The sequence below is a fragment of the Spirosoma spitsbergense DSM 19989 genome (assembly GCF_000374085.1).
Classification (GTDB): domain Bacteria; phylum Bacteroidota; class Bacteroidia; order Cytophagales; family Spirosomataceae; genus Spirosoma; species Spirosoma spitsbergense.
Genome location: NZ_KB893511.1, coordinates 37724 through 58745 on the forward strand (window position 1 = coordinate 37724; position 21022 = coordinate 58745).

The 21022-nt window shown below is 51.6% G+C and carries 18 protein-coding genes; 7 read left to right on the plus strand and 11 right to left on the minus strand.

What is annotated here, in order from left to right:
- Positions 1 to 119 precede the first annotated feature (119 nt).
- Together B157_RS0112915 and B157_RS0112920 are read right to left on the minus strand one after the other, a co-directional pair.
- Complete coding sequence (locus B157_RS0112915; protein ID WP_020603741.1) at positions 120 to 338, minus strand: hypothetical protein; 219 nt, start codon at positions 336 to 338, stop codon at positions 120 to 122.
- A gap of 39 nt (positions 339 to 377) precedes the next feature.
- Positions 378 to 1490 (minus strand): DKNYY domain-containing protein, encoded by a 1113-nt coding sequence (locus B157_RS0112920; RefSeq protein WP_020603742.1) that lies wholly within the window; start codon positions 1488 to 1490, stop codon positions 378 to 380.
- Between the two features lie 325 nt (positions 1491 to 1815).
- Between B157_RS0112920 and B157_RS0112925 the strand changes: the two genes are divergently transcribed.
- The 3 genes from B157_RS0112925 (at position 1816) to B157_RS0112935 (ending at position 6887) form a co-directional block, all read left to right on the plus strand.
- Positions 1816 to 2721 (plus strand): ThuA domain-containing protein, encoded by a 906-nt coding sequence (locus tag B157_RS0112925; RefSeq protein ID WP_020603743.1) that lies wholly within the window; start codon positions 1816 to 1818, stop codon positions 2719 to 2721.
- Between the two features lie 4 nt (positions 2722 to 2725).
- Positions 2726 to 5917 carry a PVC-type heme-binding CxxCH protein gene (locus B157_RS0112930; protein WP_020603744.1) on the plus strand — a complete coding sequence of 1064 codons (3192 nt, stop codon included), beginning with the start codon at positions 2726 to 2728 and terminating at the stop codon, positions 5915 to 5917.
- A 115-nt stretch (positions 5918 to 6032) separates the two neighbouring features.
- A complete protein-coding gene (locus B157_RS0112935) occupies positions 6033 to 6887 on the plus strand; it encodes a sugar phosphate isomerase/epimerase family protein (RefSeq protein WP_020603745.1) in 855 nt (284 codons plus the stop codon).
- On the opposite strand, the gene B157_RS0112940 is transcribed toward B157_RS0112935, so the two are convergent.
- Complete coding sequence (locus B157_RS0112940) at positions 6884 to 7612, minus strand: SDR family NAD(P)-dependent oxidoreductase (RefSeq protein ID WP_020603746.1); 729 nt, start codon at positions 7610 to 7612, stop codon at positions 6884 to 6886. The two genes, B157_RS0112935 and B157_RS0112940, sit on opposite strands and share 4 nt — an antisense overlap.
- A 145-nt stretch (positions 7613 to 7757) precedes the next feature.
- Positions 7758 to 10397: a translocation and assembly module lipoprotein TamL gene (tamL, locus tag B157_RS0112945; RefSeq protein WP_020603747.1), complete on the minus strand. Its 2640-nt coding sequence runs from the start codon at positions 10395 to 10397 to the stop codon at positions 7758 to 7760.
- 46 nt (positions 10398 to 10443) lie between these two features.
- Here tamL and B157_RS0112950 point away from each other — a divergent pair, with 46 nt between their 5' ends.
- Positions 10444 to 11211, plus strand: coding sequence for a TrmH family RNA methyltransferase (locus tag B157_RS0112950; protein WP_020603748.1), 768 nt, complete (start codon positions 10444 to 10446; stop codon positions 11209 to 11211).
- A gap of 224 nt (positions 11212 to 11435) precedes the next feature.
- Positions 11436 to 12302, plus strand: a complete 867-nt coding sequence (locus tag B157_RS0112955; RefSeq protein WP_020603749.1) for a helix-turn-helix domain-containing protein — start codon at positions 11436 to 11438, stop codon at positions 12300 to 12302.
- A 77-nt stretch (positions 12303 to 12379) separates the two neighbouring features.
- On the opposite strand, the gene B157_RS0112960 is transcribed toward B157_RS0112955, so the two are convergent.
- The 7 genes from B157_RS0112960 to lepA all read right to left on the minus strand — a co-directional run bounded on the left by B157_RS0112960 (position 12380) and on the right by lepA (position 19311).
- The gene (locus B157_RS0112960; protein ID WP_020603750.1) at positions 12380 to 13441 is read right to left on the minus strand and encodes an AI-2E family transporter; all 1062 of its coding nucleotides are present in this window, start codon (positions 13439 to 13441) and stop codon (positions 12380 to 12382) included.
- A 243-nt stretch (positions 13442 to 13684) separates the two neighbouring features.
- Complete coding sequence (locus B157_RS0112965) at positions 13685 to 15067, minus strand: L-serine ammonia-lyase (RefSeq protein WP_020603751.1); 1383 nt, start codon at positions 15065 to 15067, stop codon at positions 13685 to 13687.
- Between the two features lie 91 nt (positions 15068 to 15158).
- On the minus strand, positions 15159 to 15935 hold the full coding sequence (locus B157_RS0112970; RefSeq protein ID WP_020603752.1) for an oxygenase MpaB family protein: 777 nt from the start codon (positions 15933 to 15935) through the stop codon (positions 15159 to 15161).
- A gap of 95 nt (positions 15936 to 16030) precedes the next feature.
- The gene (locus B157_RS0112975; protein ID WP_020603753.1) at positions 16031 to 16759 is read right to left on the minus strand and encodes an OmpA family protein; all 729 of its coding nucleotides are present in this window, start codon (positions 16757 to 16759) and stop codon (positions 16031 to 16033) included.
- Positions 16760 to 16835: 76 nt separating this feature from the next.
- On the minus strand, positions 16836 to 17051 hold the full coding sequence (locus B157_RS0112980) for a hypothetical protein (protein ID WP_020603754.1): 216 nt from the start codon (positions 17049 to 17051) through the stop codon (positions 16836 to 16838).
- Positions 17026 to 17448 carry a DUF6932 family protein gene (locus B157_RS40500; protein ID WP_425423202.1) on the minus strand — a complete coding sequence of 141 codons (423 nt, stop codon included), beginning with the start codon at positions 17446 to 17448 and terminating at the stop codon, positions 17026 to 17028. The genes B157_RS0112980 and B157_RS40500 overlap by 26 nt, the downstream gene beginning before the upstream one ends.
- 75 nt (positions 17449 to 17523) lie before the next feature.
- Positions 17524 to 19311: a translation elongation factor 4 gene (gene lepA, locus B157_RS0112985; protein WP_020603755.1), complete on the minus strand. Its 1788-nt coding sequence runs from the start codon at positions 19309 to 19311 to the stop codon at positions 17524 to 17526.
- A gap of 540 nt (positions 19312 to 19851) precedes the next feature.
- Between lepA and B157_RS0112995 the strand changes: the two genes are divergently transcribed.
- A complete protein-coding gene (locus B157_RS0112995) occupies positions 19852 to 20325 on the plus strand; it encodes an Lrp/AsnC ligand binding domain-containing protein (RefSeq protein ID WP_020603757.1) in 474 nt (157 codons plus the stop codon).
- 142 nt (positions 20326 to 20467) lie between these two features.
- Entirely contained in the window at positions 20468 to 21007 is a 540-nt protein-coding gene (gene hslV / locus B157_RS0113000; RefSeq protein ID WP_018621262.1) for an ATP-dependent protease subunit HslV, read from the plus strand.
- Positions 21008 to 21022 lie beyond the last annotated feature (15 nt).

The following is a 21022-nucleotide window of genomic DNA, read 5'->3' on the forward strand; positions in this document are numbered from 1 at the left end:
ACAGGTTGCCCGTTAAGCATTGATTTGGCCACTCTGATTTCTACCTCGATCACACCCTTTTTGCTGCCATAACCTAATGAACGGGGTTCATTCCAGGCAAACCAGGCTCCTGCCAGACTCTATCCGGCCAGCATCAGTCCAGTCACCGTCTGGACGGGCCTTAGATACCCTTGCCCTGCCAGAAACCAGGCGACTCCACCCACCAGTAAACTCTCCGACAGGCCGGGGCTTTGTCCGGGATTGGCACTGTTAAGATGGTCGATGACGATCAGGGTCATGATAAAGACCAATGGGGCGGTGCAAAGGCCCAGAACGAAGGCAGTTAAAAAACGCTCCATAAATAATGGGGGTATTGATTGGAGAATGACGTCTCCGCGCTATTCTGACTCTTTTTTTTTGTTCGTACGGCGACCGTATTGGTAGGAATGTCGCTTATCCGCAGCATCCCGGTCGAGATCATTTTCGATCATCGCAAACGAAGCCAGATCAGCCTCGCGCAAGGCTTTGCCTTTATAGTAAATCTGGTGGCTATCTTTTGCATAGCCCGATGCAAGGACACTGAATGACGCGGGATCGCATCCTTTTATGCGTTTGTCCTCGTAAAAAATGGCCTTGTTATCCCGGCTATATTCATCATTCAGGTAAGCGAAAGAGGCTTTATCGGCGTTAAGAATCAGGTTTTTCTGGAAGTACACATGCGTACTGTCGACCGTGTAATTCAGGTTATAGGCCTGGAGCAATGAAAAGGTCACCGGATCGGCATCCGTTAACGGGCTATCCTTATAAAAAGCGTGGGTTTTGTCCTTCGCGTACAGCCCATCGACCACGGTAAAAGATGCCGGGTCTGCTTCTTTAACGACGATTGCCTGAGGGATTTGTTGCCCACTCGAATCGGCGTGAGTAATCCAGCAATAATACACCTGCCTGTCATCTTTTGCGAACGCCTGACTTAATACTACAAACGAATCACCATCACTGCTCGAAATGGGTTTTAAACCAAAATAACCTGCTTTACTATCTTTCGCGAAGCGATACTGAAGGGGTACAAACGACACCACATCGTTCACCGTAAAGCCTATCCCCTGATAATATGCCCGAAATTTATCTTTGGCATATTGGTCGGTCATCGCCCGAAAGGAACCCGCATCGGCATCCGGTACCCGTTTGGTCTTATTCTTCCGAACGGTGAAATAGGTCTGGCCATCCAGAAAATTATCGCAATAAAAAACGATCGATTTGTCCTTCGCGTACTGATCGTCGAGGGCTGTAAAACTGGAGCCGTCTATCCCGGTAAGGGCCACCCCCCGGTAATACCCCTGATGATCATCGCGGGCAAAAACGTCGTTCAGGGCCTTAAATGAGGTATAATCGGCTTCCTGGATAGGGATATCCCTGAAATACACCGCGCCATTCTTTTTCTCGTAGTTGTTTTTGCAGGACGCCAGAAGTCCCCAACTGAGAACGGACAGCAGGATGCGAAATAGTTTCATTATCAAATGTATAACCGAGTGGACATTGTATCAATAGTCGCTATTCTTCGGTGATATTCAGGGTTTTATTGAGTGTGCGGTGATTATCCCGTTAAATAGACTAATAACCCTGGCGGTGGAAGGCATGACGACGCCCAAACGAACGAAATCGGTAGGCTTTCGGCAAAGATTATTCCACGACTCGTGCGATTAGACCAGCCAATGGCAGTCTGCCAGTAATGAACTGATAAGGAGCACAGAAAAATAGTCAATAGCGCAGCATTGAGTAAATTTTAGTCAAAATGACCTTAGGGTAAGAGCATTCGCTCAGCCTAATTATCCCCTTATGAAAACACAACGCCGGACATTTATCAAACAGGCAACGGGTTTACTGGCCGCTTCCTGTTTGCTTAACCCAGTAGAATCCCTGGCCAGTCGGGTAAAACCGGTCGTAGGGAAAGCTAAAAAACCTCTGGTCGTGTTCGTGACTGGCGACCATGAGTACAGTGGCGAACTGACGCTGCCATTTATAGCGGCTGAACTGGAAAAAAACTACGGGATGCGGACGAAAGTCCTCAAAGCCTACCCCGATTATAACGGAGAGAAAGATATTCCCGGCCTGGAAAGTCTGCGCGATGCCGACCTCGCCGTGTTTTACCTGCGCTGGCGGCAACTCCCCCAGGAGCAGCTAAACTACATTGATGAGTACCTGAAATCGGGGAAACCCGTCATGGGGTTTCGCACTACTACCCATGCCTTCAATTTTCCCGAGGGCGACCCCCGGCAGCGGTGGAACGCGTTTGGGGAATTTGCCTTTGGCGCCCCTCCGGGCTGGGGTGGTAAGGCGCAGCATACCCACTACGGGCACAAGAGTACAACGGATGTGACCATCGTACCGGCAGCGGCCAGTAACCCGATTCTGACGGGCGTGGCTCCGTCATTCCACGCGGCTTCGTGGTTGTATCGTACCCTGCCCGACTACCCCGCCAAGGGGTCTGTGCCCCTGCTGATGGGCAAATCCGTTAACCCCGATAAAGCGGCCATCGACAACCCGGTGGCCTGGACGTGGCAGAATCAGTGGGGCGGTAAAGCATTTATGACCACGCTGGGACATCCGGAGGACTTTAAAGAGGAGCCGTTCCAGCGGTTAGTGATCAATGCCATCCATTGGGAACTGGGTTTGCCCGTGCCGAAACGGTGGAAGGGCAAAATCGATATCAACGTGCCTTACGGCCATCCTTCAAAATCATAAACGTATGAAATGGCTCATTGCCCGGAAAAACAGCCTTGTTGCGCAGCTCATTGTTATCGGTCTGCTGCTGAGTTTTTTTACTGCCCTAAAGTTTAACACCACCGCGTTTGTTCCCGTCAAAAAAAAGGAGCACATCGTTTTGCTGGGGGGTAATCTGGGGTCGAGGATGGTCAATTTCGATCATTTTGAGACCGACATGCAGGTTCGATACCCCGATAGCTCGCTGTTCATCCGCAACATGTGCGACCCCGGCGATACGCCCGGTTTCCGGCCTCGTTCGGCCCGTTTCTCGCCCTGGGCTTTCCCTGGTGCCGAGAAATTTCAGACCGAATACGCCAATCCGTCCGACAGTCAGGGAGCGTTTCCATCACCCGATGAATGGCTGACTCAACTCAGGGCGGATGTCATCATCGCGTTCTTCGGTAACAGCGAGTCGTTTCAGGGACCGGCTGGTCTGGAAAACTACCGCGCCGAACTGGATGCGTTTATCAAACATACCCTCGCTCAGAAGTACAATGGAGCTGGTGCGCCCAAACTGGTGATCGTGTCGCCCATTGCGTACGAAGATTTGTCGGATTCGCTGGATGTACCTGGTGGACAAACCGAAAATGCAAACCTGGCCCTGTACACGAAAGCCATGCAGGACGTGGTCGAAAAAAATAACCAGAATACGGGATCAGTCTACTTCGTTGATGCCTTTACGCCCTCACAAAGCTGGTACAACGCCAGCACGGCCCCGCTGACCATTGACGGTTCGCAGTTGAACAATGCGGGTTACCGGAAACTAGGTGCCTTGCTGGCCGATCAGGTATTCGGGAAGGCAGAACCCAAAGCCGGGACCAACCGGGATCTGGTGTACCAGGCCGTGCTGGAAAAAAACTGGATGTGGCTCAACGACTACAAAATCCCCAATGGTGTACACGTATACGGTCGTCGGTTCAAGCCGTTTGGTCCCGATAATTACCCCGCCGAGATCGAGAAAATCCGGCAGATGACCATCATCCGGGATTCGGCGGTCTGGATAGCGGCCACGCAGGGCAAAAAAATAGATCTGGCAGCGGCCGATAAGAACACCCTTACCCTGCCGCCTGTCAATACTAATTTCAATCCCGAAGCTAACGGCAGCCTGACCTATCTATACGGCAAGGATGCTCTTAACGAACTCAAAGCGGCTCCCGGCTACCAGATTGAGTTGTTTGCGTCGGAAGTGGAGTTTCCTGACTTGGCGAACCCCGTTCAGATGACGTTCGATAACAAAGGGCGATTGTGGGTAGTAACCATGCCATCGTACCCGCATTATAAGCCCGGTGATGCCAAGCCCAACGACAAAATCCTGATCCTGGAAGACACCGACAACGATGGCAAGGCGGATAAGCAAACCATTTTTCTGGATGGGCTGCACGTGCCGGTAGGCTTTGAGCTTACCCCCGAAGGCGTGTACCTGTCGCAGGGCACAAACCTGAAACTCTATACCGACACCAATGGGGATGACAAGGCCGATAAGGTCGAAATTATCCTGAGTGGCTTCGACGACCATGATACCCACCACGAAATAAGCGCTTACGTGGCTGACCCCTCGGGGGCCATTTACATGGGCGAAGGCGTTTTCCTGCATACCAATGTCGAAACCGCCTATGGTACCGTCCGGGCTACCAACGGTGGTTTTTACCGCTACGCGCCCCAACTGCACAAACTGGAACGCACGGCTCAGCTAGCCATTCCAAATCCGTGGGGCATCGCCTTCGATACATGGGGACAACCCATCTTTGCCGAAACCTCCAGCCCCGATGTACGGTGGATGCTGCCAGGAACCGTACTGCCCCGCTACGGCGAGTCGACGGATAAGTCGTTTCAGTTGATCGAGGATTCGCAGCGGGTGCGCCCCACTTCGGGTCTGGAGTTTGTATCCAGTCGCCACTTTCCGGACGATGTGCAGGGTAACTTCCTGATCAACAATACTATCGGGTTTCTGGGTATGAAAATGCACACCCTGAAAGACCAGGGAACGGGCTTCAAAAGTAATTTCGTGATGGACCTGATAAAAGGCAATGACCGGAATTTCCGCCCCGTCGATATGGAGTTTGCACCGGATGGTTCGCTTTACTTCATCGACTGGCATAACATCCTGATCGGGCACATGCAGCACAACGCCCGCGACCCGTTGCGGGACCACGTACACGGTCGGGTGTACCGGGTTACGTACCCATCACGCCCACTGGTAACACCCGCAAAGGTGTACGGAGCCAGCATTGACGAGTTACTGGATAACCTGAAATTACCCGAATACCGCACCCGTTACCGCACCCAGCGCGAACTGAGGGGCCGGAAGGCATCGGAGGTGCTACCCAAAATTACGCAGTGGGTAGCCGCACTGAATAAAAACGACCCTAATTATGAACACAACCGGCTGGAAGCGCTCTGGGCCACCTGGGGGCTGGATAAGGTTGACCAGACGCTGTTGCGGCAGGTGTTGAAGTCGCCCGATTTTCACGCCCGGGCCGCAGCTGTGCGGGTGGTTCGGTATACCGGCCACCAGGTGAAGGATCAGGCCGATTTACTGATGCAGGCTGCCCGCGACGACAACGGTCGGGTTCGGCTGGAAGCCATTGTAGCCGCTTCCTGGATCGGAAAAGAGAAAGGATTACCCATTCTGGTCGAAGCCAAAAAGAAACCACTGGACGAATGGATGCTACCCGCCTACGAAACGGCGGTAGCGCACCTCAACGGTGAATCGGTTCGGAAAAAGACCGAAGCGGTGGTGAAATCGAATCTGAAAGGGAAAGAACTGGCACTTTACACACAGGGGAAAGAGATTTATGGTCGGGATGGCTACTGCGCCACCTGTCACCAGCCCGATGGGAAGGGACTGTCGGCCTCCCAGTTCCCGCCCATTGCCAATAGCCCCTGGGTGCAGGGAAATGAAGACCGCCTGATAAAAATCGTGTTGAAAGGGTTGATGGGGCCGATGGAGATTGAGGGTAAGAAATACTCCGGTCAGGTACCCATGACGCCCTTTGGGGGCCTGCTGAAAGATGATGAAGTGGCCGCCGTGCTGACCTATGTTCGGAAGTCGTTCGGCAACGATGCGTCGGCCATTACGCCCGAACAGGTGAAAAAAGTACGGGCCGCCACCGAGCGTAAAAAGGATTTTTACTCCCCCAGCCAGTTGCTGAAAGAGTACCCGATGGGGAAATGAGTTTGTTGTTTGTCGTTTGCGGTTTGTCGTTGTGTTTCCCCGCCGGGACTGACGCAGATAACGAAGATGCGTCGACAAACAACAAACGATAAACGATAGATAACAAACTCAACACATGCCTTCTCCTATTGGTTTTAACCTGTTAGTCTGGACAGCCGCTATATCCGAAAAAATGAATCCCATTGCCGACCGGCTCAAAACGATTGGCTACGATGGGGTCGAATGTTTTATCGATACGCAGGATGTGGCTGTGTACCGCCAGTTCGGCGATCACCTGAAGCAACTGGGTCTGCTTAGTACCTGCGTGACGGTAGTTGGCCCCGATACCAACCCCGCCAGCGATTCCGCCAGTGTTCGGGCGCAGGCCGTTGCCCATTTGAAGGGGGCCATCGACCGGGCTCATGCGCTGGGTGCATCCGTTCTGTGCGGTCCGTTTCACTCCGCCTTTGCCACCTTTACGCGCCGGGAGCCGCAACCGGACGAATATATGCATAGTGCCGAAGTCCTGCATAAAGTGGGCGATTATGCCCGGCAGGCGGGTATCATGCTGGCACCCGAAGCCCTTAACCGGTTTGAGTGTTACCTCTGCAATACCATGACTCAATTGCTGGAACTGGTGCACCAGACCGATCACCCCAACGTGCGGGCTATGTTCGACACGCACCACGCCAACATGGAGGAGAAGCATTTTCCGGATGCCCTCCGAACCATTGCGCCGGTGCTGGCCCACGTGCATATCAGCGAGAACGACCGGGGTACGCCCGGCTCCGGCCATATTCCCTGGGACGATACTTTCCGGACGTTGGCCGAACTGGACTACAACGGCTGGATGACCATTGAAGCCTTTACCCGAAACGATGTTGATTTCGCTAACTCTATCAACGTCTGGCGGGAGTTCAGCAAGCCTTGGGACATCGCCGAGAATGGCCTCAAATTCATCAAAATGATGCAGGAAAAGTACGCCGTTTAGAGTTGCGCCAGTCGGCCACCGTCAGCCACCAGCGTAGTGCCGTTTATAAAGGCCGCTTCGGATGAGGCCAGAAAGCAAATGGCTGCCGCAATGTTTTCGGGTGTGCCGACCTGCCCCGTAATTGTTTCGGCACCACTTTTAACGTTGGGATTATCCCAAAGCATGGGGGTATCGACCGCACCCGGTGCCACGGCATTGATGCGGGCCTGCTCATAGGGGATTTCGAGACTCAAACCGCGAACGAAGGCTTCCATGGCCCCTTTGCTGGCCGCGTAGGGCACCACATTGGGCGTGGTCTGGTGGGCGTGTACGGAACTGACCGCTACGACGGCCCCGCCCTTCATGTGAGGCAGGCAAAGCTGGCAAAGGCGAAACAAAGCCCGCAGGTTTACGTGCATCACGCGGTCCCAGTCGGCAGGGTCAAGCGTTAGGATTGGCTCGAAGGTCATAACCCCCGCGTCGCTGATGAGTACGTCTACCCGCTGCCAGGTAGCCAGCGTCTGCTCAACGGCCGATACCAGTTGGGCGTCGTCGGCAAGGTCCGTTTTAATGAAAATAGCGGCACTACCCATCGCCTTGATCTCGGCTACCACTTCGTCGCCATCGGCTTCGTCGCGGCCTATACAGGCTACGTTAGCCCCTTCCCGGCCTAATTGTACGGCAGTGGCCCGACCAATGCCGGACGTGGCTCCGGTCACGATGGCTACTTTGTTGTCAAATCTCATGCTTAAATAGTTAAATAAGGTTGCATGGGTAGTAACGCCCCGTAAATGCGTAAGGTTTGGTACCGGTTGGCAACCAAAGGGTGAGAAGTAGCAACAGAGTTGCCTGATTGTCGATGATTTACTCCGACCTGCCAGCAGGTGCTTATCAGAACGGGTAGCCGATACCGAAGTTGATAACCAGCGGATTGGAGCCGCTGAAAAGCTGTTTGAAGGAGAACTGGGGCAGAATAAAACGCTCGTCTACCTGTCGGTTTTTTATCGTGCTAAAATACTGCCGGGCAGGGTCCCACACTTTGACTCCCCCATCGAAACGGATAACGAAAAAGGAGAAATCAAACCGCAAACCAACGCCTGTACCTACTGCAATCTGCGGAATAAATGTGTCCAGCGCGAAAGCAGTACCTGGCCGGTTGACGTTATTCCTGATTGTCCAGACATTGCCTGCATCCACAAAAATGGCCCCATTTACATCGGCTCCGAGGTGAAACAGTCGTCCGCGTAGTTCAGCCGAACCCTCGATAATCATATCACCCGGTTTTTCTACGATGTACTGAAATTGTTCATTTCCTGGATATTCGGGATTGAACGCGGGCTTTCCATCAACTGTTTGCGGCCATTCGGAGCCGGGGCCAAGACGACGTGGAAACCAGGCCCGGATGCCGCTGCTACCGCCAGCAAAAAATAGTTTTTCGTAAGGAGCCGTCTTATTGGACCCATACCCATAAACTAAACCGGTATTGATTCGAAACGCCAGCGTTGTACGCGTTCGTAAAGGAATATAATGGCGGTAATCTACGTTAAAGCGCAGGTACTTGTAAAACTGCAGACCCGTTGAATCAGTGGTGTTGAAAATACGGCGCAGCTGCGAATCCGTAAAAAAATTCAAGGTCGTACCCCCCGATTCGATTACCGTACGCAGGAAATTAGCGCGTCGGTTTTGCCCTGGTGTAACGGTATTATAGGTATACGCAAAGCTGAAACTCGAACTCAGCGACCGTCTAAAACTAAGATAAACGGTACTACCCTGCTCTTTTAGCATTGCAAGCTGATCCTGAAATGCGTTGCTTATCGCCTGACTGTTACCATCGCCAGCGTTGATTAGATTGATATCCGCAATCAGAAAACTAAACTGTTTGGCAGGAGTAGTTTGCCAGTTATAGGCCATCGTGGCCCGCAGTAATGACCGTCTAAAGTCGGGTCGGAACGTGTTATTGAAACTCAGGCTAATCTGGGTGCGGGGTGCATACCGATTGAACTGAAAGCGGAATCGTCCCGGTAACAGAATCTGGGGAAAAATCAATGAACTACTAACGCCCAGTTCCTGAGACCGATAAACTGCTTGGCTCGGATTATTCGGGTCGTTAACGAAGCCTGTTTGTGCTTCCAGTCCGTACCGTACAGATGTTTCGAAGGTTTCCAGCCCGCCAAACAGGTTGCGTACCCGAAAGATCAGGCTCCCAAATCCACCTGGGTATCCCTGCCCCTGATACAGCAGACTTGTTGCTCCACCCTCGGCGGTGGCTTCGTATTTATCCAGCGGGGTGGCCGTAATGAGCGTTCGCAACCGGCGGTTGGTGGTGTCGGTGAAATTGAGGTTAACGAACTTGAACTGGTTGAGTAGAAACAACTGTCGCTGGGTATCGCGGTAGTCGCTCTGGCTGTACAACTGGCCCGGCCGGAGCAGAATTTTCGACTCCAGCAGCCGCGTCGAGATATCCCGGCCACCCAGCAGATAGGTAACGCCATTTCGCCTGACTGTATCCAGCGGAGTGGTCAACACCACCGGTGCGGTCGGATCGGGCGAATCAACGGGACTGATGCGTACTTCCACCTCACCGATGTGATAAATCGGGTGGGCCGACAGACCCGGTGGATTGACAATCTGCAGGGCTACGTCCACATTCCGTCGGGTCGAATCGCCGGGTTCGAGTTTATCGTAGAACCGACGGTCATTGCCCCGGCGTATGGTATCTACGTTGGTGGCCCGGATGTACTGGCGCGAGAACGCGTAGTAGCCCTGGTCACGCAGTTGCGATTCTATCCGTACCCGCTCGCCGGTCATGTTCTCGAAATCGAACCGGTCGCCGGTTTTCAGCAGCGATTTATCGAATGATTTCCGAACCAGGGAATCGACGCGTGGGTCGTCAATCTGGTAGGTGATGTTTCGCAGGTAAAAACCTTCGTTCTCCGTTATCAGGTAGTTTATCCGAATTTGCCGTCGGCGGAGGGTATCCAGTGCATACGCTGTCTGGGCGTTGAAAAAGCCCTTGTCGAACAGGTATTTCTGCATTTTGGCGGTATTGGCTTTCGCATCGCTTTCGGCAAAATAGGAGGGAGGCTCGCCCAGACTCCGCATCAGCCAGTTTCCTTCTTCGGCTTTCAGGCGCAGGTGTTTCAGTTGACGCCCATACCGTCGGTTGAGCTTCTTCAATGCCTGCGGTTGGTCTGATAGACGCTGGCTTTCCTGCTCAAATTCGTTAGTTTTGGCCTCCAGCTCCTGCACCGCTTTCTGGTGGTCGTACCGGCTCAGTCCCAGTTCATAAAGCCAGAGCGGGGGCGTGATGGGCAGGCCCAGAATCCGGCGGTTCGGCTTTTGGGGGATCAGGCTTTCGAGGGATTCACTGGAAATAGTGCGGTTGCCACGCACGGTTTGAGCGGTCAGTATATAGGCGTTGGGACGTAACTTTTTAATACTCAGGCAACCGGATAAACTGAAAATCAATGTACAATGAATAATGTACACGGTATAATGACGAAAGCCACGACGCTGCTTTTTATTGTTCATTATCCATTCCGGACCGCCGGACCGCTCATCATTCATTACTAAACGCATGCTTTCTAAAAATAAGCTTAAATATATCCAGTCGCTGCACCAGAAAAAATACCGGCAGCAGCAGGGAGCCTTTCTGGTAGAAGGGGCCAAGAGCGTGCAGGAGGTGTTGCGGTCCGGCTTCGAAGTTGAACTCGTGGTTGCCACCGACCTATTCTACAAAGAAAACGCACACCTGACAGACCACCAACGAACACCCGTCGAAATCGCGTCAGTGGCCGACCTCGAACGGGCCGGCACGCTGGAAAGCAACAACGCAGCCCTCGCTGTGGTCAGAACGAAAGAAAACCGCCCGCTATTGGCTGAACCGGGTGAGATTGCGTTAATACTGGACGATGTACGCGACCCCGGCAACCTGGGCACCATTCTGCGCATTGCCGACTGGTACGGCATTCAGAAGATTCTCTGCTCCGAAACCACGGCGGATGTGTATAATCCCAAAGTTATTTCGGCCAGCAAAGGCTCGTTTACCCGCGTTAACTGGTGGTATGGGGATATCGTATCCGTGTTGAGTCAACTGACAGGAACGCCCGAACCCCGTCTGGCGGTGTACGGGGCGTTTCTGGACGGCGAGGATGTACACAAACTAACGGCCAGCCCGGCAGGTGGTTATCTGATTATGGGCAATGAATCGAATGGCATCCGGCCCGCCGTGGCGCAGTACGTGACCAAACGGATCACCATTCCCCGCTACGGTGAGGCCGAATCGCTGAATGTGGGTATCGCTACAGCCGTGCTGCTGGATAACCTCCGGCGGGGTGCGTCGTGATGTCATATGCTTACATCTGATAAAGCCAGGTTTCTTAAAATCCTGGGTAAGTGGTTATTGAGGTTCCAGGAAACTTCACTTTGTCGGTTTTTTAAAACCGATATTACCACACAACCGATAGACACAACGCGCCCAGAATGACGATAAACGTGAACTGCTTAAAAATTGATGCGAAAGTCCTATCTTTTGGATGCTGATAAATTCATCAGCGAAATGAGCTGTCTATGAAACCACTTTTGTTTCGTATCCCAACGGTGGATGACCGCTCGATTCGGGTGCAGGAAGATAATGATGTCAGCTTTTACGACCGGCTTCATTATCATCCCGAAATCCAGTTGACCCTTATCAAACAGGGCGAAGGTACGCTGCTGGTCGGTAACCGGATTGATCGTTTTGGTCCGTACGATTTGTTGCTGATAGGCGATAACCTGACCCACGTGCTGCGCAATCATTCGGACAATTATCAGCCCGGTACAAAACGGCGTTCGGTGGCGTACTCCATTTTTTTTCGGAAGGAAACTCTACAGCATACGCTCTTTTCGCTGCCTGAGCTAGGGCCCGTCAATCAGTTGCTCCAGGAAGCAAAACACGGTGTTCGGATTCGGCTTCAGGAGGGTAATGCCATCACCGGGCAGATGGAATCACTCCCACAGCTGCGTCCGTTTGAGCAGTTGATGGTATTACTGACGACCCTGGATTTTCTGGCGACCCATCCCCAGCGCGAAATTTTATCGACGATGACGTACGAGCGGCCCCGCCGGCCCGATGACCACCAGCGGCTCGATCAGGTGTTTGGTTATCTGCTGGAACAGTATGCATCGCCCATCACCCTCGAAGCCGTTGCCGATGTTGCCAACCTGACTCCCGGTGCTTTCTGCCGGTTCTTCAAGATTCATACCCGCAAAACGTTCTCCGGGGTGCTCAACGAAATACGCATCGAGAATGCCTGCCGGTTACTGCATCAATCGAATCAGAGTATCAGCCAGATTGCCCTCGTTTGCGGGTACACGAGCCTGTCCAACTTCAATCGTCAGTTCAAGGCGATTACCAGCCTTACACCCGGCCAATACCTGAAAACGGTTGAGGGGTAGAAATGCGTGGAGTATACTATCGGCTGGCTACTTATCCCGCACCCTCTTTGCTTCGCTCGCAGGCATGCCTGGAACCGTTACTTCTGCGCTGTTTTTTCAACGGTTGCTTCTGCCTTTGCTGCTTCTCTCTCCTGCTTCCGGTTTTCCCGTTCGAATACGTGGATTAATACGATGAAGTAGGAAACCAGCAACGGGCCAACGACTAACCCCAGGATACCGAAAATGGGCACGCCCAGCACAATACCGGCCAGCGTGACAAGGGGGTGAATATTGCCCATGCGTTTGGCCAGCATAATGCGGAGCAGGTTGTCGATGTTGATGATAATGATGACGCCTACCACCAGAATCCCAACGCCCTGCGCCGTGTTACCCTGCGAAAGCTGAATCAGTCCGGCAGGCCCCCATACCAGTGGCGTACCCAAAACCGGAATAAAAGCTACGAAGAAGGCAACTGTTCCCCAGAAAAAAGGATCGGGCACGCCAAAAATCCAGAGTGTCGTTCCGGTTAGAACCCCCTGTACGAAACTCACCAGAGCCTGTCCCAGTACGTTGGCATTCACGTTGTTACGGAGCGATTCGCCCAGTTCTTCCTGCGTTTCTTTTTTAAAGGGAAGGTATTTTCGTAACCCCTTCAAAAAATCTTCCTGCTGCACGAACATAAAGTACAGGGTAAACAGCATCAGACCAATAATAACAACAAAGTCCAGGGCACTACCGGCAATGGACGGTAGAATCCGAGTGGCATACGTACCTGCCTGTTTGGCAATGCTACTGATGTTCTGCTGGCTGGTAATCTGATACCCCGTGAGGTCTTCTACCTTTTTTACCAGACCCAGAATATCCTCCGTGTGCTGGCTATAGTACTGAATTCTGTCGACCAGCAACAGACTCAATGTGGCAAATGGCATGATGATGACAATGAAAGAGAAGGCAATAAGCAGCGCGGCCACGAGCGGGCGCTTCCAGTGCCGCCTGATGGCAAGGGCGCTAAACCAGGGCCTCAGAACTACGTATAGAATTCCCGCTCCCAGGAAGGCCGAGATGTAGCCATTCAGGCCAAACACGATGAAACCGGCAATAATGAACAGGCTGGCAATCAATAGAATGCGTTGCTGCTGGGGCGTATAGATATTGGTCATTGGGGAACGTTATTTACCAGTCATTTTCCGGACGTTATTCACTGTTAACTAGTAAGCACTTTGTCATTCATAGTCATGTATTGTCATTAATAGCCACTTGTTGTTAAAACGGTATCTATCCGTATTTTACAATAAATGACTGCTGAATGACACTACCTGGCAACGTATGACTACTTACTTAACAGGATATAAATGACGCGCCGTAGATGACTACTTAATGGCTGTACAGGACAAATTGTTTTCTCAGCACTCCGTTGCGCTTAGAGCCAGGCCGGCCTGTGAGGTTTCCTTGTATCGTTTGGACATATCCCTGCCCGTTGCCTTCATTACCCTGATAACGGCATCGAGCGAGATTTTCTGGAATGATGCTGCCCCCGATGTGGCCAGCAGATAGGCGTTATACGATTTCACGGCACCCATCGCGTTGCGCTCGATACACGGTATCTGGACGTAGCCGCCAATGGGGTCACAGGTCATTCCCAGATGATGTTCAATGGCAATTTCGGCGGCTGCTTCAATCGCGCCAATGGTACCGCTGGGTTGGGCGCAGTGGGTCAGGAAGGCGGCTCCCATCGCCGAAGCCGTACCAATTTCGCCCATGCAGCCCATCTCGGCTCCCGAAATACTGGCGTTATGTTTCACCAGAAAACCAATAACCGCGGCCGCCAGCATCCCGCTTCGCATGGTAGCTTTTTTGTAATGAAAATGGTGCTGGACCAGGTATGTCAGTCCCGGAATAACCCCCGATGCGCCCGATGTGGGAGCCGTAACAACAATACCGCCTGCTGCATTCTCCTCCGACGCGGCCAGACAATACGCATTCAGGAAGATTAGAAAACTGTCGGAAGATTGGCTCATACCCTTCGCCTGCTGGAACAGAATCGGGGCTTTTCGGCTCAATTTGATGGTGCCCGGCAGGATACCTTTTTGCCGAAGTCCCCGCCGAACGGCTTTGTGCATAAAGTCCAGAAGCTGATCGATCCGCTGGTTAACCTCCGCGCGACTGCGGCCGGTCAGGGCCATCTCGTTGGCCATCAGCAATTCATCCAGCGAAAGGGCACTGGCAGTGAGTTGCGCTTTAAGCTCGGTCATGGTACTGTATGGATAGGGTACCTGCTGCGCATCAGCAGCGGTTTCGGCTTCCCCCTTTCGAAGGATAAACCCGCCCCCGATGGAATAATATTCTTCCTGAGCCAGTATTTCTTTGCCGTCATTTAGGGTCAGGACGAGCGTATTAGCATAGGGAGATTCGTACCGTTTCCGCTCGAAATGAATGTGTTGTGGTCCTACGGCTATTGGTTGGTTTCCTGCCTGGATTGGGTAGGTTAGGGTGGGATCGTGCAGCAGTTTCATCAGCGCATCCGGGTCGGTCGTTTCAGGTTGCCATCCCAGAAGTCCGGCTACTACCGCCCGGTCGGTACCGTGCCCCTTTCCCGTAGCACTCAATGAGCCGTAGAGATAAACATGAATTGTACTCGCCCGCGTCTGCACCGAGTTTGGTAGCTGGGCCAGTCGTTGCCGGAAATCGAAAGCGGCTTTCATCGGGCCAATCGTGTGCGAACTCGATGGACCCGGACCCACTTTGAACAGGTCAAAAATGGACGTAGTAATGGGGGAGGAAAGCATATTGATGCGCTCGTTTATGGTATTACGTTGAAGGTTGCCCGCCAATCAGGTGGCAAATTACCATAAACCGACTACTGCAAACCAAAACACGTTATTTATCTAACCCCTGAATCTGACCCAGATAGTCGGTTGGCAGCAGGATACGCTGTACCAGCGACCGAAGCCCGAGCTTATTCAAAATACCGTATACCCCAAGCGAATGAGGTAACAAACGGCTTTGGGGTAAATCCAGCAGCTGATTTACCTGATTGGGAACGAGCATTCCCTGCACCTGCCGCAGTAAATTATAGCGCCAGTTTCCTAATTGCTCCTGGTATCGCTGAAATAGCTTATCGGTAAATTCGCTGCGAACCAAATCCTGGTTGAGGTGTGCTTCCCGGTCAGTTCTCCAGTCAGCGTACGTGGTCGGTAAGTTTGGAACGTGCATCCCAATACCTACTTCCCGAAAGGTAGCAAACAGTTCTTCGCGTTCCGGGTTGGTGAGTGGCCGGTGCAGGGTCTCGTAGGCACGTTCGGAATAGCCGATCAGCATGTACAATACGTCACGGTAAGCCCAGTCGGGAATCTGATACCCTCTTTTCTGCTCGACACCCGAATGCAGGGCGCCCATCCGGGCAACTGTTTGACGAGCCTTATCGTCGGGAAGAAATACGATGTCCTGGGCGTAACGGACCGTTGAAAACAGACGGGCAATCGGATCGGCTGGGAGTTTACCCGTGTAAAACAGCCAGTCTACAGCCCGGTTCAGTGCAAACTCAGCCGCCGACCCGGCAAAAACCAGCAGAATTACGTCGGCATCACCCCATATTTGGCGGACAATAGAGCCGGGCTTAACGAAATAAGGGATTGATTGGTCATTCGTGGTCATTATTCGTCATTCAAAGTCATTAATTGTCATGGATAGCCATTTGCCAATCAGTGACTATATAATGACCACTCCATGACAACCAAAGACTATACCTTCTACATCGCTACTACAACGAATTCAACGCGCCGATTCTTTCGTTTGTTCATTTCGGTGTCATTGGGAGCCGCTGGCCGGGAGTCCCCATAGCCAGTATGGTGCAGGCGTTTCTCGGGTATGCCATTCCTGACCAGGTAGCTGGTTATGACTTTAGCCCGATTCTCGGACAGAGCCTGGTTCAGTCGCCGGTCGCCGACATTATCGGTATGACCGGCAATTTCGATAACCAGTTTTGGGGTGTTCACCAGTGTTTTTACCAGCTTGTCCAGTTGCGGATAGGATTCGGGGCGCAGGACGTAACTGCTCTGGTCGAAGTACACATTATCCAGCCGGAAAGCCTGATTGACCTGTAAATTCCGGAACACACTGTCTTTGGGTTCTTCTTTTTCGAGCCGGATAATATAGTCGTAGTTGGCACAGGTATCGCACGAAACCACCATCAGTTCTTCGGCTTCATAGTACCCTGGCGAACGGGCTATCACGTTCAGGGTATCGGTACGGGTCAGCATGAACGAAAAAGAGTTACCGCCCTGCTCACTTTTACCTTCCCATCTCTTGTTGGCCTGCAAGGCCCGAATCGTATACGTAGCGGGTAGTGCTGCCGATGTTTTATCATCTGCCGCCGAGATGGTAAACAACGTTTTCTGTGTTTTAACGGCGTCCGACTGCTGAGCGCCTGCGTTCGACAGCAGTAGCAGGCTAAAGAACAGGGTTAGTACAACGCGCATGTTGGGTTAATAGGATGGCGAATACCGACTCTGTTGCAAATAAAATGCCAGCCTCGCAATGGGCTGGCATTCAGGGTTAGGCAGCTTTCAACTGGATATCTGCCTGAATATTCAAGACCTTTAACAGCTCCTCCAACTGTTTAATATACTGACCTCGTAATCGTTCATAGCCTTCAACAGCTAAAAAGTCGGGTACGGATTGTTGCTGATGTAACTGGCTTAACTCATTAAGCCGCTCAATCCGGCTCAAAACATCAGTGATTTCGCTATACAGATTGGAAGAGTGATTCATTGTTCCAGTCAATTTGAATAAAACCTTTCGGGAATTTTTGTCGGGTAAGCCGTCCCGGTTTAGTCATTGTAAACTGGAAGAACCACTCCATCTGGTCTGAACTATATAGAAAGTGGTCAGGCTCATCCTGACTAATAAACCGCACCATATACAAATCTAACCCATCAAACTGATCTCTCAATGCTCGTAAAGCATTTTCAAACTGACGGTGTGCCTGTGCCGGCAGAACAACTACTACGTCGAGGTCTTTCGGTTGTTCTTTCTGCGTAACAAAACTTCCATCGATCCATAAGGTATATCTTATGATAGAAAGATTGTTGAGCTCAGCAGCAAAGGCATGTAACTGATTGATTAAAAAACGTCGGGAATTGTTCCATCCAAATATATCAACAAACAGTTGCTAGTCTGTTTCGATCAAGTCATAAGGAACCAGATGGCCTCTATCGTCGAAGTTAAGCTTGCTCACAAACGTTTAATTGATTTTCAAAACGGCCATGAAGGCTTCCTGCGGGATTTCGACATTGCCGACCTGGCGCATTCGTTTCTTACCCTTCTTCTGCTTGTCGAGCAGCTTGCGTTTCCGCGAAATATCACCCCCGTAACATTTGGCCAATACGTCTTTACGAAGTGCCTTTACCGTTTCGCGGGCAATGATTTTCTGACCGATAGCTGCTTGAATAGCAATTTCGAATTGCTGACGGGGTAGTAATTCCCTAAGTTTTTCACAAAGCTTTTTACCCCATTCGTACGCTTTGTCGCGGTGAACGATGGCCGACAGCGCGTCTACGGGTTCACTATTGAGCATGACATCTAACTTCACCATATTCGACTCGCGGTTGCCAATGAACTCGTAATCGAGGGAGGCATACCCGCGCGAAATGGTTTTGAGCTTATCGAAGAAGTCAAAGACAACTTCGGCCAGGGGCATCTCAAACTGTAACTCCACGCGGTCCTGGGTCAGGTATACCTGATTTTTGAGCAGACTGCGCTTATCCATACACAGGCCAATGATAGCCCCTACATAATCGGCCTTACTGATAATCTGCGCCCTGATAAAGGGTTCTTCGATCCAGCGAATGGTGCTGGGGTCAGGCATTTCGGCCGGAGCTGATACGTGTAGTATTTCGTCTTTCGTCGTAACCACTTCAAACCGTACGGATGGTACGGTGGTGATAACGGTCATGTCAAATTCACGCTCCAGTCGCTCCTGCACGATTTCCATGTGCAACATACCCAGGAAGCCACACCGGAAACCAAAGCCCAGCGCTGCCGATGTTTCAGGCTCCCAGATGAGGGCTGCGTCGTTGAGTTGAAGTTTCTCCATGGCATCGCGCAAATCCTCGAACTCGCTGGTTTCTACCGGGTAGATACCGGCAAATACCATCGGCTTCACTTCCGAAAACCCCTGAATAGCCTCTTTCGCCGGACGGTCGAGCTGGGTGATGGTGTCTCCTACTTTCACTTCTTTGGCTACTTTGATACCCGAAATCAGGTAACCTACATCGCCACATTCAATTACGTTGCGGGGAACCTGAACCAGGCCCAGGGTACCTACCTCGTCGGCAATGTACTCTTTGCCGGTATTCATGAACTTGACCCGATCTCCTTTACGAATCCGGCCGTTCTTAACCCGGAAAATAACTTCGATGCCCCGGTATGAATTGAAATGCGAATCGAAAATAAGCGCTTTCAATTCACCTTCAGGGTCGCCTTTAGGGGCCGGAATCCGCTCCACAATGGCGGCCAGAATTTCGGGGACACCAATGCCTTCTTTTCCGCTGGCCGGAATAATATCATCCCGATCGCAACCGAGCAGATCGACCATTTCATCTTTTACTTCTTCGGGCATGGCACCCGGCAGGTCAATTTTATTCAGTACCGGTATAATGACCAGGTCGTTATTCATGGCCAGGTACAGGTTCGATATGGTCTGAGCCTCAATACCCTGCGCGGCATCAACGAGCAGCAACGCTCCTTCACAAGCGGCAATGGACCGCGACACTTCGTATGAAAAGTCAACGTGACCGGGCGTGTCGATGAGGTTGAGCGTATATACTTCGCCGTTGTGCGTATAGTTCATCTGGATGGCGTGGCTCTTGATGGTGATGCCGCGCTCGCGTTCCAGGTCCATGTTATCGAGCAGTTGGGCCTGCATGTCGCGGGCACCCACTGTGTTGGTAAATTCTAATAAACGGTCGGCCAGGGTGCTCTTCCCGTGGTCGATGTGAGCAATAATGCAAAAATTACGGATATGTTTCACGTTGGACTATCGAATCGTCGCTACGACGGAGGAATCTGCGAATTAAAAGGCAAAAATACGCAAAAAAGTCGGGCCGGTTCGCCAAAGCGGTTGCGGTTGGACTGTAAAGCAGAAAAAAAACAAACGCCGGCCTCATATGGGACCGGCGTGTCTAATTACACTTCATCAACAAACTAAACTTGTTCTGACCGCCAGGGCGATCAGTAGCTGTAGGAGGGGGACTCGAACCGCCCACGGTGCAGTTAGCTACAGTACAAATCCTGGTGGTCAACCCCAGTCGCCCTTACAGGCGGCATTATGCTGCGTTTATCCTTTATCACCACCCCCGAGACAGGAGGGCACGTCTGCCAATTTCGACATCCTACAGTGTGAGGAAAAAAGTCAAGAAGACCGGCGTGTGACCCCGCTCGATCAACTTGACAATACAAAGATAGTATAGCGCATACATTTATTGCAAATTTTGCATAAAAATTTCTAAAAATTTACAATGTTATCATAATACGCGTATTTTTGTTGCCATTCATCAAAAAACAAACTAAAATGAGCGAAAAAAATTTAGAAATTGATAATACAGACCTGAAAATCCTGAATTTATTGATGCAGGATGCCAATATGGCTTATACTGAAATTGGGAAACGTATTTTCGTATCGGGGGGGACCGTGCACGTTCGCATGAATAAATTAAAGCAGATGGGCATTGTTTGCGGCTCCCAATTGGTGATCGACCACGCCAAGCTGGGGTGGGACATCAGTGCTTTTCTGGGCATTTATCTAGAAAAAAGCTCGCTGTACGAAGATGTATCAGGTCAGTTGGAAAAGATTCCGGAGGTAGTCAATGTTCATTATACGACTGGCATTTATAGTATCTTCGCTAAAATTGTATGCCGCGACACGCAGCACCTGCGCGAAGTACTCCACGATAAGATTCAGAAAGTGAACGGCATTCAGCGCACCGAAACGTTTATCTCGCTCGAAGAAAGCGTCAACCGACCCATACCGTTTGCGGAAAGTTAGTTTATGGTATATTGTTTATGGTTGGCTAAAGCGTCTACATGTCGGTGCGTCAGTCCCGTCGGGGAACTGCAACCATAAACCATGAACGGTGAACCGTAAACCAGTTTTGGTGCGTTATACCTCCCAATAACTTCTCAATTTCATGCAACCTATAATTCATGCAACAACGGTAGTCGGTATTCGGCACAATGGTCAGGTAGCCCTCGGTGCCGATGGTCAGGCTACAATGGGCAATACCGTTGCCAAAAGTAATGTTCGGAAAGTGCGCGTGCTGATGAACGGTAAAGTGCTGGCGGGTTTTGCCGGTTCTACTGCCGATGCGTTTACCCTCATAGAACGCTTTGAAGAAAAACTGAACGCCTACGGGGGCAACCTCAAACGGGCTGCCATTGAACTGGCAAAAGACTGGCGTACCGATCGTTACCTTCGGAAACTGGAAGCCATGCTTATTGTAGCCTCAAAGGATGATTTGCTGCTGGTATCGGGAACGGGCGATGTTATTGAGCCTGACAGCGACGTGGCGGCTATTGGCTCCGGAGGCATGTATGCCCAATCAGCTGCGCTGGCCCTCAAGAAACACGCGGCCGAGCTATCCGCCACGGACATGGTTCGTGAAAGTTTACACATTGCCGCCGACGTGTGTATTTACACAAACCATAATCTGGTCGTTGAAACGTTATAAGGATGCGTCGGGTAA